Origin of the sequence: Bradyrhizobium sp. 164, from assembly GCF_023073715.1 — a bacterium.
In the GTDB taxonomy this organism is placed as follows: domain Bacteria; phylum Pseudomonadota; class Alphaproteobacteria; order Rhizobiales; family Xanthobacteraceae; genus Bradyrhizobium.
In genome coordinates this window covers 353,058-368,622 of sequence record NZ_JADPKA010000050.1, presented here as the reverse complement: position 1 = coordinate 368,622, position 15,565 = coordinate 353,058, and the positions used below count along the sequence as shown (strand labels likewise).

The 15,565-nt window shown below is 61.6% G+C and carries 15 protein-coding genes; 6 read left to right on the top strand and 9 right to left on the bottom strand.

The window, feature by feature from the left end:
* On the bottom strand, positions 1-300 hold a 300-nt coding region (locus tag IVB01_RS19080; RefSeq protein ID WP_276577622.1), incomplete at its 3' end, for a transposase DNA-binding-containing protein.
* Between the two features lie 141 nt (positions 301-441).
* Between IVB01_RS19080 and IVB01_RS19075 the strand changes: the two genes are divergently transcribed.
* From IVB01_RS19075 to IVB01_RS19065, 4 genes are read left to right on the top strand one after another with little or no spacing between them, the layout of a single operon-like run.
* A complete protein-coding gene (locus IVB01_RS19075; RefSeq protein WP_247281534.1) occupies positions 442-1,182 on the top strand; it encodes a CDC27 family protein in 741 nt (246 codons plus the stop codon).
* A gap of 41 nt (positions 1,183-1,223) precedes the next feature.
* Positions 1,224-1,928, top strand: a complete 705-nt coding sequence (locus IVB01_RS19070) for a hypothetical protein (protein ID WP_247494731.1) — start codon at positions 1,224-1,226, stop codon at positions 1,926-1,928.
* 5 nt (positions 1,929-1,933) lie between these two features.
* Positions 1,934-2,065, top strand: coding sequence for a hypothetical protein (locus tag IVB01_RS35480; RefSeq protein ID WP_256464846.1), 132 nt, complete (start codon positions 1,934-1,936; stop codon positions 2,063-2,065).
* 33 nt (positions 2,066-2,098) lie between these two features.
* A complete protein-coding gene (locus tag IVB01_RS19065) occupies positions 2,099-3,493 on the top strand; it encodes a S8 family serine peptidase (RefSeq protein ID WP_247494730.1) in 1,395 nt (464 codons plus the stop codon).
* 37 nt (positions 3,494-3,530) lie between these two features.
* Here IVB01_RS19065 and IVB01_RS19060 read toward each other — a convergent pair whose 3' ends face one another.
* Entirely contained in the window at positions 3,531-5,153 is a 1,623-nt protein-coding gene (locus IVB01_RS19060; protein WP_247449333.1) for an ABC-F family ATP-binding cassette domain-containing protein, read from the bottom strand.
* Positions 5,154-5,503: 350 nt separating this feature from the next.
* Between IVB01_RS19060 and IVB01_RS19055 the strand changes: the two genes are divergently transcribed.
* A complete protein-coding gene (locus tag IVB01_RS19055) occupies positions 5,504-6,034 on the top strand; it encodes a DUF992 domain-containing protein (RefSeq protein ID WP_247281538.1) in 531 nt (176 codons plus the stop codon).
* Between the two features lie 180 nt (positions 6,035-6,214).
* On the opposite strand, the gene IVB01_RS19050 is transcribed toward IVB01_RS19055, so the two are convergent.
* A complete protein-coding gene (locus tag IVB01_RS19050; RefSeq protein WP_247281539.1) occupies positions 6,215-7,156 on the bottom strand; it encodes an alpha/beta hydrolase in 942 nt (313 codons plus the stop codon).
* 238 nt (positions 7,157-7,394) lie between these two features.
* Between IVB01_RS19050 and IVB01_RS19045 the strand changes: the two genes are divergently transcribed.
* Positions 7,395-7,991: a phasin family protein gene (locus tag IVB01_RS19045; protein WP_247281540.1), complete on the top strand. Its 597-nt coding sequence runs from the start codon at positions 7,395-7,397 to the stop codon at positions 7,989-7,991.
* A gap of 378 nt (positions 7,992-8,369) precedes the next feature.
* Here IVB01_RS19045 and IVB01_RS19040 read toward each other — a convergent pair whose 3' ends face one another.
* From IVB01_RS19040 to IVB01_RS19015, 6 genes are all read right to left on the bottom strand, one after another.
* A complete protein-coding gene (locus tag IVB01_RS19040; RefSeq protein ID WP_247494729.1) occupies positions 8,370-8,741 on the bottom strand; it encodes a hypothetical protein in 372 nt (123 codons plus the stop codon).
* A gap of 28 nt (positions 8,742-8,769) precedes the next feature.
* Positions 8,770-11,889, bottom strand: coding sequence for an efflux RND transporter permease subunit (locus tag IVB01_RS19035; RefSeq protein WP_247281542.1), 3,120 nt, complete (start codon positions 11,887-11,889; stop codon positions 8,770-8,772).
* A 7-nt stretch (positions 11,890-11,896) separates the two neighbouring features.
* A complete protein-coding gene (locus IVB01_RS19030) occupies positions 11,897-13,603 on the bottom strand; it encodes an efflux RND transporter periplasmic adaptor subunit (protein ID WP_247281543.1) in 1,707 nt (568 codons plus the stop codon).
* 51 nt (positions 13,604-13,654) lie between these two features.
* A complete protein-coding gene (locus tag IVB01_RS19025; protein WP_247281544.1) occupies positions 13,655-14,038 on the bottom strand; it encodes a hypothetical protein in 384 nt (127 codons plus the stop codon).
* 234 nt (positions 14,039-14,272) lie between these two features.
* Positions 14,273-14,977, bottom strand: coding sequence for a GrlR family regulatory protein (locus tag IVB01_RS19020; RefSeq protein WP_247281545.1), 705 nt, complete (start codon positions 14,975-14,977; stop codon positions 14,273-14,275).
* A gap of 255 nt (positions 14,978-15,232) precedes the next feature.
* The gene (locus IVB01_RS19015; RefSeq protein WP_007609497.1) at positions 15,233-15,382 is read right to left on the bottom strand and encodes a hypothetical protein; all 150 of its coding nucleotides are present in this window, start codon (positions 15,380-15,382) and stop codon (positions 15,233-15,235) included.
* Positions 15,383-15,565 lie beyond the last annotated feature (183 nt).

Below are 15,565 nucleotides of genomic sequence, written 5' to 3'. Positions count from 1 at the left end.
TTGATAACTGAACTCGGTCGTATCGTGGAGCACTAGAATAGGTCCGTCGGTGGCAATCGTGCGCTCACGCGTCGATTGAAAGTGGCCGGCCAGAATGTCGGCCTCACTGACCCGGTCGTTGGAGAAAAAACGATACGCAGCCTTGGTATTGGCCCAGTCCTGGCACACCAGTGGAATGCTTTCTCCCATGGCGCTCCCGATCTGCGCTAGCAGTTTGCGGAGCCGCTTATTCAGGCGCTCGTCGGCAAGGTTGCAGCCAGCGAGCTCGCGATCAAACCATGCGTCGGCTTCTTCGTCCATTGGCACCGCCCCCTGCGAATCGGTGCCAGACAAGGAATCACGGTCGATTCCCGCGATGCAATAGTTGGTGCGCTCCCTCAGCCCTCTCGGCTAAATGTGGGTAATTGAAAGTCGGACAACCTCAACGCTTACGAGCTGCTCATGAAGGCGATCGACTTCATGTACCGCATGAACTTCTTCGACTTCAGCCGGGCGGGCGAGCTGCTACAGGCCGCAATCGCTGCGGACCCAAACTACGCCACTCCCTACGCTTATGCAGCGCTATGGCACATTCACAATGTCGCACAAGGCTGGGGAGCCGAGCGCGGGCCCGATGCGGCGGAAGCGGCGCGCCTTGCCGCCGCTGCGGTAGACCGTGCGCCGGCCGACGGCTTCGCGTTAGCGGTTCTTGGACATGCCAAGGCGCTCTTATTCAAGGACTACGATGCAGCGCTCGACCTCTTCGATAGAGCGTTGAGCGCATCGCCTGGAAATGCCATGGCCTGGACCTTAAGCAGCGGCGTGTACGGCTACCTTGGCGACGGGCAGTCGGCGATCACGCGCGCTGAACAAGGATTGCGTCTATCACCTGCCGACACGCAGGCCTATTTCTACCTGATGTTCCTCGGTCAGGCGCATTACATCAACGGCAATTACGACGAGGCGGTCGTTTGGGCACGCAAGACCGCGGGACTGAACGGACGCCTATCCGCCAACCTGCGTATCCTGGCAGCTGCCTACATTGCAAAGGGCCAAGTCGAAGAGGCCCGCTCCGTCGCCAAAATGCTCTTGGACATACAGTCTCAATTCCAGCTTTCGGTCTACCGTGAGCGTTGTCCCTTCAAATCAGATTTGCGGGACCGCTTCATCGAACATTTGCGACAGGCAGGTCTGCCTGATTGAAGCCATGCTGCATTTGCAGCGAACCATAGGAGGATGCCGAAATGGGCGGTAATTGGTTCGGCGGCAACTGGTTTGGTGGCAACTGGTTTGGTGGCAACTGGGCGGGCGGTTCAAACGGGGCTAATGCAACGCGCGTGTTCGCCATGCGCGCAGATCGGCCACTTGCCGAGATCACCATCGCGCGGGCCTACAATGAGAAGTTCCGGGAAGCGGAATGGGATGCCGATTTGCGCGCCATGGCGATCATGTCGGAGTTCCCGATGCAGCAGCAAGGAGGCATGTACTGGCAGGCAGCCGTCGCGCTGCCGCCACCGACCTACCCGGTCACGGCGAAGATGATCGACGAGGTTTTGGTGCTCGCGGTTGCAGAACGGCCGGAGGCGCTCGGCGAAATCGTGGAGGAGGATCAGAATTTTCAGCTGCGGTGGTTGCAGCTTCTCAACATTACCGCGACGAGCCACCCGCAAACATTCCTGCTCATGAAAATCATAGCTCGGGTCGGCGATTCGCGATGGTCCAACTCAAGCTCCAATATGCGAACACGGCTAGCGCCGGCATGCCGCCTTGGTACCAGCCACGGCCGAGCCAGGTCTGCCCGACAATATACCCGCCCGTCCCGATTCCGGGGCATCCGGCCTATCCGGCAGGACACGCACTCATTGGCACGCTCACCTCCGAGTGCCTGGCCGACCTGCTGCCTCAATACGCCGACGCTTTGCGGGCTCTCGCCGCCCGGGTCGGGATGAACCGGATGATCGCCGGATTGCATTATCACGAGGACATCGACGCGGGCGCCAAGGCCGCTCTCGCCATCAAGCCCTACCTCTCGGCGTGCCAGTTCTACGCGGCGACGTTCGCACTCGCGCAGAAGGAATGGAAGTGAGGGAGCAAGGCTGGCCCAAGACCGGAGGCGACCATGAGACCTTGGGAACTGCAGTCCCGCTACATACGGGTGCTGGCGCAGCGCGATCAACACGACGTACTTGTCCAGGCTGCTGAAGACCTGATCGACGGCATTAGCCCCGTCGGCACGATGCGCCGTTACGTTCACGAGAACGCAGCGCCCGACTTTCTTATTGATGAGGCATTCGCCGCCGTGCCGATCTGGGACGGCGCCGATCACGTGCCGGTGGTCTCGGTCAAGGACAGGGGCGAGGCAGCGCGCTCCCGCCTTGCGCTCGAGAAATCGAAGAAATTCCTGATCCGTGCCTACGTGGATCCTGCGAGCCTTTCCAAGCCGAATTTCAATAATGGCGAGCCGGTCTGGTCGGATCCGGATTTGGGCGGCGCGAGTACGTTCCCCGCCGCCAACCAGGCCACGGGCGACGTGGACGCGGTCCGGCAGGACCTCGACACGGCGACGCTGCAGCACAACGGCCTTTCTGGCGCAGGCGTTGCGGTCGCAATTGTCGACACGGGGATCTACAGGCCACACCTTGCCAGGCGGCTTGGCTTCAACCCAGCCCTCGATATCGGCAATTCGTGGACGCCACCGACCGTGGCGACCAAGCCCGGTCTCAACCGCGTTGGGCACGGCACGATGTGCGCATACGGCGTGCTCGCGGTGGCCCCCAACGTGACGCTGCTCGATTACCCGTTGCTGCTGGGGCGACCGGCCGGAGAGCACACCGTCCGCGCAACGATCAGCGAGATGGTGCTCGGCTATTTTGTCCTGATCTGGCGCACCATTCCCCAGGCTGCGCTCGTCGTCAACAACAGCTGGGGCATTTTTCATCCGAGTCTCGACGAGTTTTCGCCCGGCGATCCGCGGCGTTACATCGACAACCCCATGCATCCTTTCAGGCTATATGTCTCGCTGCTCACATCATTTGGGGCCGACGTGGTTTTCGCCGCGGGCAATTGCGGGAAGGGTTGCCCCAATGCCGTGTGCCTGCAGCGGACGGCGGGAATGATCATGGGCGCCAACACATATCATGAGGTGCTGACGCTCGGCGCATGCGATGTTCACGACGTACGACTCTGTTATTCGTCGCAAGGACCATCTATCGCGGGAATGTTTCCGCAGAAGCCGGATGTGACCGCCTACACGCAGTATCTCGGCTCGAAAGTTCAGCGCGGCCCGCGTGGCTTCGAGCCCGACACTGGGACATCAGCGGCATGCGCGGTCGCATCCGGCTGCGTCGCCGCGCTGCGAAGCCGTCGGCCACCGACGGCGACGGATCCGGCAACGATGATTGCGGTATTGCAAGCCACGGCGCAGCCGGTCGGCGGCGCAGTGCCAAACTATGATTACGGCTTTGGCATCCTCAGACCGGTAGCGGCCGGACACAGCCTCGGCATCATTCCGTGAACGCGCAAATCGCCAGCCCAGCCTGTAACGAACTGCCCTAACTCCGCAATCCCGGCGCCTCCTGCCCGGTGCGTGCGACGTATTCCGTGTAGCCACCGCCATATTGGTGGATGCCCTCCGGCGTCAGCTCCAGCACGCGGTTGGATAGCGTCGCCAGGAAATGCCGGTCATGCGAGACGAACAGCATGGTGCCCTCGAAATCCGACAGCGCATTGATCAGCATCTCCTTGGTCGCGAGGTCGAGATGGTTGGTCGGCTCGTCCAGCACCAAAAAGTTCGGCGGATCGAACAGCATCTTGGCCATCACCAGGCGCGCCTTCTCGCCGCCTGACAACACCCGGCAGCGCTTCTCGACATCATCGCCGGAGAAGCCGAAGCAGCCGGCGAGCGCGCGCAAGGAGCCCTGCCCCGCGGTTGGAAACGCGTCCTCCAGCGACTGGAACACGGTGCGCTCCCCGTCGAGCAAATCCATCGCATGCTGGGCGAAATAGCCCATCTTGACGCTGCCCCCGAGCGCCACCGTGCCTTCGTCCGGCTCGCTCGCGCCGGCAACCAGCTTGAGCAGCGTCGACTTGCCGGCGCCGTTGACGCCCATCACGCACCAGCGCTCGCGGCGGCGGATCATGAAGTCGAGACCATCATAGATGCACTTGTTGCCATAGCCCTTGTGCACGTTCTTGAGCGCCACGACATCCTCGCCCGAGCGCGGCGCCGGCGGGAAGTCGAACGCAACGCTCTGGCGGCGGCGCGGCGGCTCGACGCGTTCGATCTTGTCGAGCTTCTTGACCCGGCTCTGCACCTGGGCGGCATGCGAGGCACGCGCCTTGAAGCGCTCGATGAACTTGATCTCCTTGGCGAGCATGGCCTGCTGGCGCTCGAACTGCGCCTGCTGCTGCTTCTCGTTCTGCGCCCGCTGTTGCTCGTAGAATTCGTAATCGCCGGCGTAGGTGGTGAGCGAGCCGGAATCGATCTCGATCACCTTGGAGATCACGCGGTTGATGAACTCGCGGTCATGCGAGGTCATCAGCAGCGTGCCTTCGTAATCGTGCAGGAATTTTTCCAGCCAGATCAGGCTTTCCAGATCGAGATGGTTGCTCGGCTCGTCGAGCAGCATCACGTCGGGACGCATCAAAAGGATGCGCGCCAGCGCCACGCGCATCTTCCAACCACCGGAGAGCTTGCCGACGTCACCATCCATCATCTCCTGGCTAAAGCCGAGGCCGGAGAGCGCCTCGCGGGCGCGGCCGTCGAGCGCATAGCCGTCGAGCTCCTCGAACCGGTGCTGCACCTCGCCATAGCGGGCGATGATCTCGTCCATCGCGTCGGCCTTGTCAGGATCGGCCATCGCGGCCTCGAGCTCGCGCAGCTCGGCCGCGACCTCGCTGACGGGACCTGCGCCATTCATGACTTCGGCCACGGCACTGCGGCCGCTCATCTCGCCGACATCCTGGCTGAAATAGCCGATGCTGATGCCGCGATCGGTCGAGACCTGGCCCTCGTCGGGCAGTTCCTCTCCGGCAATCATGCGGAACAAGGTGGTCTTGCCGGCGCCGTTCGGACCAACGAGGCCGATCTTCTCGCCTTTGTTGAGAGCGGCGGAGGCTTCGATGAAGAGGATCTGGTGGCCGGCTTGCTTGCTGACGTTGTCGAGGCGGATCATGCTTGTCTTTGGGGGAATTTTTGCGTTGCAGCGTCATAGGCCATGCCGGCCATCAGGGGAAGCCCGGCGGGACCCGAATCCTGGCGCGTCGGCTAGGGCGCCTCCATCTCATTCGCCGCCGCTACAAATCGCTTGGCAATTCTGTCCACCTTGAAGACACCTCGGCACCTGAAATAATCGTCCTCGCAGCTGGTCGCATGAGCGTCAGAGCCCGGCCACACGTCGCGTCCGGCGCTGCTTCGACAGATCAGAGATTTTTCCTGTACTCTTATTCGCTTCCCCAACAACAGGAACATCGCTGGGTGAGCGCGTATTGAAGGACCATCAGAATAGGCTCGACGGAGGCCCTCATGATTGGGACAAAGCTGAACGAAACAAGGCTGACCAATTTGGCGACAGCGTGCGCGGCCCTGGCCCTCGTGCTCGCCACGGTTCCGGCAGCGGCGCAGGAGGCCGGACGACCGAGAGTCGGCACACTCACGTGCAACATATCGCCCGGGGTCGGCATGATTGTTGCTGGACAACGGCAGTTGAGCTGCATCTATGCATCGGCGAGAGGCAGGGCGCGCGAGGCTTATGAAGGCACCGTCAGCACGCTTGGTCTCGATATAGGGGCCACGTCCGGCGGTCAGCTCGTTTGGGCCGTTTATGCCCCGACCGCGGTTCGCCACGCCGCGTTGGCTGGAACCTATGCAGGCGCGACCGCCGGCGGCACTGTTGGCGCCGGAGTTGGTGCCAACCTTCTTGTGGGCGGGTCGGATCGCACGATCGCCTTGCAACCGGTATCCGTTCAGGCGCAAACGGGTGTGAACATCGCGGCAGGCATATCGAGAATGGAATTGCGGCCGGCTGCTGCGCCAGTGCGTCGCAGGGCGCAGTGACGGCCGTCGCCGGCCAATTAAAGTAGAAATGGCGCTTGTTAGTGAGGCCGGGTCCGCCGTGGCCATCGGTGCTCTCAGCACGTCACTGCTGGTTCATCGCAAAGATGCCCGAAGGTTCGCTTTGCGCAAGCCGAGTGCTCTTCTTCCGGCGAGGTCCAAGCGATAGACAAGCCACCGGCCTCAGGAATTTGCTATTGAATTAACGGCTTGTACAATGGCGGCGGGATCTGCGTACGTGACCATATGCCCGGCATTCGGAACGAGATGAAGATCGGACCGGGGCAGTGCCTGATGTAAATCTCGCGCTTGGTTGTGTTCGACCACCTGGTCCTCTGTTCCGTGGAATATTTGCACTTGATGGGCCATGGTCGAATAATAGGATTGGAATTGTGCCGCAGTTGGAATGAGGAGTGCACTTTCCTCCGCAGCCGCCCTCAACTGTGTGGGTCTGAGAACGAGAGACGCTGGAAATTCATTCTTGAACGTCTGCGGGACAGAACGGGGCGCGAAGATCTTACGGAGAGCTCCCGGCAAGACGGCCCACGAAATGATCGGCGCGACAGTGTAACTGACCAAGTCGCCTAGCACCGGTATGGCTGGACCGGCCATCAGCCACACGTCCAATCGGACGGTCGGGAAGTAATACCCGGACGCAAGCACAAGACCCCGGATCGGATAATCCTTCCGCACGCCGAGAGCGATAGCGACAAAGGCGCCCCAAGAATGGCCCAGCACCACAGGATCGCGGATCCCGAGTTGATTGAGCGCCTTCACCAATAGAGCTGCTTGAGCTGCTGCGGTCCATATTCGGCGCCGCGGCCGCTGACTATAGCCAAAGCCCGGGCGGTCGAAGCACACCACGCGATTGCTACGAGCAAGAAGATCGACCAGGCCACTGATCGTGAAGTCCTGGATCATGGATCCGTTGCCATGGAGCAGCACAACACAAGGAGCCGCGGGATCGCCCCGATCGATATAGTGGAGTACCACGCCGTCGCACTCGAGGAACTTGCCGATTGGTGGATTCCTCCACGCGGCCAGTTTGGAGAAGCCGACGTTGCCGATGATGAGAAGTGCTAATAACAAGGCGGCGATGAGCAATACGGTTTCGGCGGCGGTCATGATCGAGCCTTGATGATCGAGGGGTCAGAACACGAGACCCGCGGTGCCGAGCAGATCAGCCAATCCATCGAATAATTGGAAGTTGAAGCGCTCGTTCCTGCGCGCAATGGCGGAGGATTGATTAAAAAATCGCTCGCCCCGGAACGGTCCAGAAATGCCCACGTTTGCTCGCGTAGGATCGCACCTGTGACGGAGAGCATAGGATCCGACCTCACCAACAACAACGATGGAGCAACAAATGGCCAATCCACGCCAGGAGGAAAAGTCTACGCAGAGCCCTGAGGACACAATCCGCCGCGCCGCCGAGAGGACCGCGGAGCAGACCAGACGGATCGGCTTAGCTACCGCTGAGGCCGGCGAGGAGGTGGCCCAAGCCAGCAGCCACCTGCTGCGACAAAATGCCGAGATGCTGCAAAACACTTGGCGCTTCGGCGTCGACATGGCCACCGCGATGATGGGCCGCTCGACTGATCAGCTTGGTCGCACGTTCGGTTTGACGGGCAATGAAGCGCAGCGGGCAACGGAACGCTCGGTCCGCAACGCCGAAGCAATCATGTACTCTACGACCGCAGTGGCCAAAGGAATGAATGGCATGTCACGCGAGTACTTTGATTTCGTTCGACAGCAGATCGAGAGGACCATGGACCGCATGAATGAACTCTGGCGCTGCCGAACTCCTCACGATTTGGCGGCCTTGCAGACTGATCTGATGCGCGACACGGTCAGTAGCGCCTTGGATACCAGCCGCCGGATGGCGGACATGTCTCTGAAGGTGGCTGACGACGCCGGAAACCATATAACCCAGAGTATCGAACGCATGCGGCAGGCTGCCTAGCACGCCGGCATAATCATGGGGTACGTGCGCGGCTGAACCTCAGCCGCTCATGTGCCTTGCTGGAGCTGCGGCCTCGCCGCTCCAGATTCCTCAGCGCACTGCATCAGCGCGGAGTAGACGACCACGTCAGCGGCTAAATCGCCGCTAGTCGCCTTTGAACCCGCTGCTCAGTCAAAGTGCCCTCCGAACGGCCAGACGAACCACGTCGCTGCGACAAGAAGGAGCCTAGCACTTAGCCGCGGACTTGTGAGCCGTAGTCTAGGAGGATGTCCGACTTGGGGTCACGTGCCGCTGTCCAGGCACCGCAGCCCGCATCCCGACCTCGGCGGCCTGCATCATTGGCGCCAAGTGCCGCGCCTTTTTATAATTATGCGCTGACTATTCCGCGGTGTACCTGGCCGTCAGGGAATGACCATGCAAGCTCGCGGAAAACACCACGATGGCCTTTGGTGACAGCTCGGCCTGCAGCTTTCCCGTCATCATGTTGGGATTGGCCGGCGCAAGCGGAACGGTGACGGTCTTGCCGCCGTCTTGAATCGTTGCGCGCCCCCACATGTCCTTGGTCGACAGCGGAGAACCATCGTCGTCGCCCACATAAAAGACGATTTCCGTGCCCTTGCGGACAAACTCGATCGGATGTCCCTGCGATCTGACGACGGGACCGCCGTTGCTGCCCTTCGTCTGTGCCATGGCAAGGTCCGGCATTGTGGCGATCACAGCCATCACGGCCGGGAAGATGTATTTTCTCATTGGTGGCTCCTCGGTAGGTTGTGCGAAGTCAGTGAGCTTCCGCGGGGGTAAACCTTGCAGCATGCCCGGCCATCAGCCGCTCCAACGGCTGCTTGCCAAACGTCAGAAACAGAATTGGGGTCACGACGGTATCGAGGATCGTGGCGCTGAGCAGGCCGCCAAAGATCGTCACGGCCACGGGGTGCAGGATCTCCCGGCCCGGCTCGTCCGCGCCGATCAAGAGCGGCGTAAGCGCCAATCCGGCACAAAGCGCCGTCATCAGAACGGGGCTGAGACGCTCCATGCTACCGCGAACGACCAGCCCGATTCCGAAACGCTCGCCCTCGTGAATGGCGAGATTGATGTAATGGGAGATCTTCAGGATCCCGTTGCGCGCTGAGATGCCGGCAAGCGTGATGAAGCCGATCATCGACGCCACCGACAGCGGCTGGCCGGAGATCTTCAGCGCGCCGACGCTGCCGATCAGGGCGAGCGGTATGCCGCCCATGATGATCAGCGATAGCGCGGTTGATCGGTAACGGCCGTAGAGGACGATGAAGATCAGCGTCAGGGACGCCAGCGACAGAATGCCGATGCGCCACGACGCCTCCTGCTGGGCCTGAAAGGCGCCCTCAAGGTTGGTCGTGTAGCCTTGCGGAAATTCAAGTTCCCGAATCGCCTTCTGAATGTCGGCAGCGATATCGGCGATGTCGCGGCGTCCGTCCCCATTGCCATAGACAACGATCCTGCGCTGGGTCCCCTCGCGCTGAATCTGGTTCGGCCCGTCTGTCTCGACGACTTCAGCCAAAGCGCTGAGCGGAACGAATTCCAAGCCGGTCGGAATAAGCAGGTTTTGCAGGCCTGTTGTCGACCGGTCTTGCTCAGAAAGGCGCATGATGACGTCGAAGCGGCGATTGCCGTCGACGATCTGAGAGACCTTCCGGCCGTTGGACAGCGCGTCGAGTGCCTGGGTGATCGCGGCCGGCGTCAGGCCATGAAGTGCGGCGCGGGCATGGTCGACCTGAACCCGCACCTGCGGAATAAGCACCTGCTTTTCGACCTGGAGATCGACCAGACCGGGAATCGTCGATAGACGTTGGCGCACCGTTTCGGACAGGCGGCGCAACATCTCGATGTCGTGCCCAAAGATCTTGAGCACGATCTGGGCACGAATACCCGACTGGAGATGATCCAGGCGATGGCTGATCGGCTGTCCGATGGCAACTGACGCCGGCAGTGCGGATAGAGCTTCCCTGATGCTCGTATAGATGTCCGCCTTTTGGCGCTTGGACGGAACGAGATCGACATCGATCTCGCTGAAGTGCACGCCTTCGGCGTGCTCATCGAGCTCGGCGCGGCCGGTGCGGCGTCCGACCGATTTCACCTCGGGCACCTTTGCGAGCAACTGTTCCGCCAGCAGTCCAAGACGGTTCGATTCCGCGAGCGAAATGCCTGGATTGTACTGCAGCGACAGCACCAGCGTCCCTTCGTTGAAGGGTGGAAGAAAACTGCGAGGCATCTGGCTCGCGGCGTAGCCTGCCACCATGACCGCCGCCGCGACGGAGCTCAGCACGAGACCCCGCCGCTCGAAAGCCCAACCCAGCACCCGCCGATTGGCCTGCTTCAGCTTGGTGACGATCAGGCTCTCGCGGTCACCCGAACGCGCTCGTTTCGAAAGCAGATAGTAGGACAGAACAGGCGTCACCGTGATCGACGTCAGCAGCGAAGCGAGGATCGAGACCACATAGGCCACGCCAAGCGGCGTGAACAGCCGCCCTTCGATGCCCGGAAGGGCGAATAGCGGCACAAAGACGAGAACGATGATCATCGTTGCATAGACGATGCCGGAACGAACCTCCTGGCTCGCCCCGGAGATCACGTCCAGAACAGGACGCGGCGTGCTCGACGCGGCGTTCTCCCGCAAGCGCCGCAAAATGTTTTCGACGTCCACCACGGCATCGTCGACCAGTTCGCCGATCGCGATGGCGAGGCCGCCAAGGGTCATCGTGTTGATCGTGAGGCCGAAGGCGCGGAACACCAGGACTGTCACAAGGATCGATATCGGAATGGCCGTCAGCGAAACCAACGCGGCCCGTCCGTTCATCAGGAACACGAACAGGACCACGGCGACGACGATGGCGGCTTCGGCCAGAACGTGCTCGACATTGCTTATCGATGTCTCGATGAACGTGGCCTGACGGAATTGCATGTTAGTCACGTTAATTCCCGAACGTATGGTGCGCTGCAGCTCCTTCAGCCCGGCTTCGATATTGCGCGTCAATGCCACGGTATCAGCAGCCGGCTGCTTCATGACGCTGATGATGACGGCGGGCTTGCCATTGTACCCGGCGTCGCCCCGCTTGGTGCGCGCCGCGAAATCGACGGCGGCGACCTGCTTCAGCAGGATCGGCTGCTGGTCGCGGCTCGCAACGACGGTGTTGCCGAGGTCCTCGAGACGCCTGGTGAGCCCGACATTGCGGATCAGATATTCGCGGCCATGCTGGTCAACGAAGCCGCCGCCGCTGTTGGTGCCGAACTTGGCGACCGCCTGCTCGATCTGGTCGTGGGTGATGCTGAGTGCCTGCATGGTGGCAACGTTCGGCGTCACGCGGTATTGCCGGACCTCGCCGCCGATGGGTATCACCTGGGCGACGCCGGGAATGGCGAGGAGTTGCGGCCTGACGACGAAGTCGGCGATCTCGCGCACTTCCATGGGCGAACCTGTGCCATCGCTCGTCAACGCGAATAGCATGATCTCGCCCATGATCGATGTCACCGGCCCCATCTGGGGATTGACCGAAGAGGGCAATTGTTCGCGGATCAGCGCCAGCCGCTCCGAGACGAATTGCCGGGCGCGGTAGACGTCGATGCCCCAATCGAATTCGACGTAAACGACCGACAGACCGACGCCCGAGACCGAGCGTACCCGGATCACGCCGGGCATGCCGTTCATTGACGTCTCGATCGGAAACGTCACCAGTTGCTCGACCTCCTGGGGCGCCAGTCCCTCCGCCTCGGTCAGGATGTTGACGGTCGGGCGGTTGATATCCGGCAAGACGTCGACGGAGACGCTCGGCAGGACGACCAGCCCGTAGCCAACCAGCACGGCGGCTACTGCCAGAACGAACAGGCGATTGCGCAAACTTGTTTGCACGATGAGCTTGAACATGAGCGGTCTACCGGATCTGATTGATGAGGTCGGTGCCGCGAATGACAATGCGCTCGCCCTCCTTGACGCCGGCCGCCACTATCACGCGGGCCGCGTCGACCGGCAGCACGCGAACGGGTTTCGGCTCGAAGCGCTCGGGCCCGGCATGCAGCCAGACGATGTTCTCACCATTGCCGCTGCGAACGACCGCATTGCGCGGAAAGATCAGGCCGGCGACAGGGGCGCCGCTCTGGATCATCACGTTCAGCGGCTGGCCGATGTTGAGGCCCGTTGGCGGATCCGGCATCGCAAACTGAACCACGGTGGCATGCTGGCGCAGTGCCCGGCTCGTTCCGACGAAGGTCAGCGCAATCTGCTGCCCGTTCGGGGCCATCGCCGTTGCAGCTTCAGGCTGCTTCAATCCTATGTCATCATAGGCCAATGCTTCGACCCAGAGGCTGCTTGGGTCCGCGATCTGGAACAGGACGTCCTGCGGTTGAATGACTTGGCCGGGCACGACCTTGGCGGACGTGATGACGCCGTCGGTCGATGCCCGCAGCTCCTCGAACCCGGTGCGGGAATTTCGGACGGTTTCGCGGCGCGCCCGCAGGCCCTCCAATTCACTTTCCAGGTCGTTGACCTGCCCATGCGGCACCGCGCCGCGTTCGGCCAGCGGCCGCAGACGCCGCAGCTTGTTTTCCGTGACTGCCATCAACTGTTCGATCTCGCCCACCTTTTCGAGGATCGTCGTGCGGTCTGCGACCGGCAGATGCGGCTCGATCTGGATGAGCAGATCGCCCTTGCGAACGGTTTGGCCAATGCGAGGTATGCCGCCATCGATCGGAACGACGCGGCCCCCGTAGACGCTCTGCACGATGCTGCTGCGGTTGGGGTCGGCCATGACGCGGCCGATCAGCGTAACCGCGGGATGAATTGTCTGCAGCTCGGCTGCAGCGGTCCGGACATCAAGCAACCGCTGCGTCGGCTTGGCCGCGAAGACGGTGCCGTCTTGCAGGCGCCGCGGGGCATCGCTCAGTGCGGGAGCATCCGGCGGATTTGGTTGCGTTGCGTTCGTCCGCCCCTCGCCGAACATGATGGCGGCGAGAACGGCGAACACCGCTGCCATCACGGCGGAAATGGAGGCGGCCATGCTGCGGCCGCGTCGCCTCCAATAGGCGAAGAGAAGGCCGAGGCCCAAGGCAACTAGCGCGGAGGCAGCGATGGCGGTTCGGCTTGAGAAAAGCCAGCCATGCTCGTGCTTCTGTTCTGGTAGCCGGGCATCGCCGGCACGCGTCGGTATGAACGAGTCGACCAGCAGATCATTCCCCTTGCCGGCGCTGATTGAGAAGATGACTTCAACCGATCCAGCCGGCGTGCCGTTCGGGATCGCGGCGGTGTAGACTCCGTCCTCCTGGCTTGAAGCCTCGATCGGGGCGGAATCCCCGATCGTGACTTGCAGGGCAGCGTCCGAAACCGGGTCGTTCGAAACTGCATCATCAAGGAAGACCGAAAGCTTGCCGTCTTTTAGGATGCCGACGATCTCATAAAGCTCGGAGCGCGCGGCAACCCTTGGATAGGCTGAGGACACAAACGTCGGCTTGTCGGCATCGCTGTGATCGTGGCCTTCATGGGCAACGGTTCCGGACAGACCAAAGATCAGGCTCGCCAGCCAGATAAATCCGGCCAGCCCAAAGATTGCGAGCCGCCCTTTCGGGCAGCGCTGATTCATAAACATGGAAAATTCCCTCAGACATGCGAAAAGGCGGCGGCCGTAGGGCCGCCTGGGCTACGCGATGCTGAAGGTACTTGGTGGCCGGATGAGTGCCTCGGGGCTTACCCCGACGATGGCTCGCGCAAGCGGCAATTCGATAGCGCCGAGCACTTCGAAAGAGCCGAGCACGTGAATGAACTGCGGTGAAGCGATCGAGGTACCAAACATGTCCCAAGCCACGCTTGGAGCGCCATCGTCGTCGTGATCCGGTCCATCATGTACGTGGCCTTCGGCGTCGTCGCCAGCGTGGGAATGCACGTGCCCTGCCAACTGATCGTGAAAATGCAAGGAACCGCTGAGCGTGACGGCAGGCATCGGCATAGCGCCAACAGCCGCCTTCACCTGCGAGACCGAAATCAGGGACACCTGAAGCACAAAGGCCCATATCGCCACGAACATGGCCGTTCTGGCGAGTGGACGAAGATGTTGGACAAGACCGTGCTGCACGGCAAAGAACTAGGTCATCCCAGCGGCGATTTCAACGACGTTCGCAGCAGCATCGAACGGGAACTTGACTGAAGGTCGCCCACAATAGCGTGTCCGTTCTCAGCTGCGGGTCGACGGCTATGTTGCCACGGGGACGGCTCAGGACTGCTTCAGGAAACAGGTATCCAACACCTATATGTCCGCGCCCTACGCTCGCCGCATCAGCTTGAGCGAGGCGGCAAGGCGCAGGCTGCGCTTGCCGGCGAGCGCGATGCCTTCGAGCTCGCCGCTGTCTTCCGTGCAGGTCCCGGAGAAGCCGATCCCCACCTCCAGGCCGCCAAACACGGGATTGTCGTCTTTCGCCGGCGTATGCTCCTGGTTCAGCATCTCGCCCTTCCAGCGGCCATGCGCCGAGGAGTAGGAGCCGAGATAGTAGAAGAACGCATCGCCTCCGAGGATACGCCCGTCCATCAGCAGCATCACGCCGGAGAGGCCAGCCTCGACGCCGTCGAGCGCGCGAAGGTGAATGGAGTACAGCCCGTTGATGATACCGCCGGGACCGACGGTGCCGCGGGGCGGCAGCGCCTCATCATCGAGCGGCGCGAGGTTGGCCCAGAACACGCTGCCCGGCATCGGATCGGCCTTGCCCTCGAACAGGATCGTCGATCCCTCCGTCCTGCCGTGGACCTTGATCGTGGCGACATCAGCGCCCATCAGCGGCTTGTAGTTGGGATCGTCGTTGTGGCGCTCGGTGATGACATTGGCTTCGATCGCGCCATCCCTGACGTCATAGGTCCCAAGATGCGCAAAGGCGGAATTGCCGCCCAGCAGCTTGCCGTCATGCATGCACATGATGCTGCGGCCGAAGGCACCGTTGATGCCGTATTCAACCTTGTAGAGCCCGTTGAGCAACGTCTTGAACCTAAAATCCGGAAAAGATTTGCGGGCTAGCTAGCATCGTCGCCGCATCGAAGTCATCGGCTTTTCCGCGCAGCCCCGTCCGCGACCGACCGCCGTTATGATGCCATTATGCACCTGTTTTGCTCGACGGGTCAAACCAATTTCGCTTAATCCGTAATACGTGCGATTTCAATCCCTTGGCTACTGTGCATGGGGTTGTTTTCGCATGTTTTGTCTTGCCGGCTCCTGGACGGCATTCGCCGGCCTTCAATGCCGCTTGAAGTACTGCACCTCGCGCTCGTGCTTCTCGGCCGCCGCGCGGCTCTTGAACGTGCCGAGATTACGCCGCTTGCCGGTCTTCGGGTTCACCTTGCGCGAATAGAGGCGATATTCACCGGATGCCAGTTTGCGGATCATGGTTGCATCTCCCAGTCTGCCCATGGCAACGACCGGCGCATGGTCAAGTTCCCGGGCGCCCGGCTGTCTCGAGACCACCTATCACGACGCCCGCAACGATCTCGCCGACAACTTGAAGCGAGCCGAGCCCCCTAGTCACATCGCTGTCACCAGAGCGCTAGAACCACCTCTCGCGAAGAGAGA

Bases quoted from the DNA above. Each gene is read 5' to 3' on its own strand.
- IVB01_RS19030 (WP_247281543.1), bottom strand. From the start codon at position 13,603: ATGTTTATGAATCAGCGCTGCCCGAAAGGGCGGCTCGCAATCTTTGGG.
- IVB01_RS19075 (WP_247281534.1), top strand. From the start codon at position 442: ATGAAGGCGATCGACTTCATGTACCGCATGAACTTCTTCGACTTCAGC.
- IVB01_RS19060 (WP_247449333.1), bottom strand. From the start codon at position 5,153: ATGATCCGCCTCGACAACGTCAGCAAGCAAGCCGGCCACCAGATCCTC.
- IVB01_RS19035 (WP_247281542.1), bottom strand. From the start codon at position 11,889: ATGTTCAAGCTCATCGTGCAAACAAGTTTGCGCAATCGCCTGTTCGTT.
- IVB01_RS19070 (WP_247494731.1), top strand. From the start codon at position 1,224: ATGGGCGGTAATTGGTTCGGCGGCAACTGGTTTGGTGGCAACTGGTTT.
- IVB01_RS19065 (WP_247494730.1), top strand. From the start codon at position 2,099: ATGAGACCTTGGGAACTGCAGTCCCGCTACATACGGGTGCTGGCGCAG.
- IVB01_RS19050 (WP_247281539.1), bottom strand. From the start codon at position 7,156: ATGACCGCCGCCGAAACCGTATTGCTCATCGCCGCCTTGTTATTAGCA.
- IVB01_RS19025 (WP_247281544.1), bottom strand. From the start codon at position 14,038: ATGTTCGTGGCGATATGGGCCTTTGTGCTTCAGGTGTCCCTGATTTCG.
- IVB01_RS19045 (WP_247281540.1), top strand. From the start codon at position 7,395: ATGGCCAATCCACGCCAGGAGGAAAAGTCTACGCAGAGCCCTGAGGAC.
- IVB01_RS19040 (WP_247494729.1), bottom strand. From the start codon at position 8,741: ATGAGAAAATACATCTTCCCGGCCGTGATGGCTGTGATCGCCACAATG.
- IVB01_RS19055 (WP_247281538.1), top strand. From the start codon at position 5,504: ATGATTGGGACAAAGCTGAACGAAACAAGGCTGACCAATTTGGCGACA.
- IVB01_RS19015 (WP_007609497.1), bottom strand. From the start codon at position 15,382: ATGATCCGCAAACTGGCATCCGGTGAATATCGCCTCTATTCGCGCAAG.
- IVB01_RS35480 (WP_256464846.1), top strand. From the start codon at position 1,934: ATGATCGCCGGATTGCATTATCACGAGGACATCGACGCGGGCGCCAAG.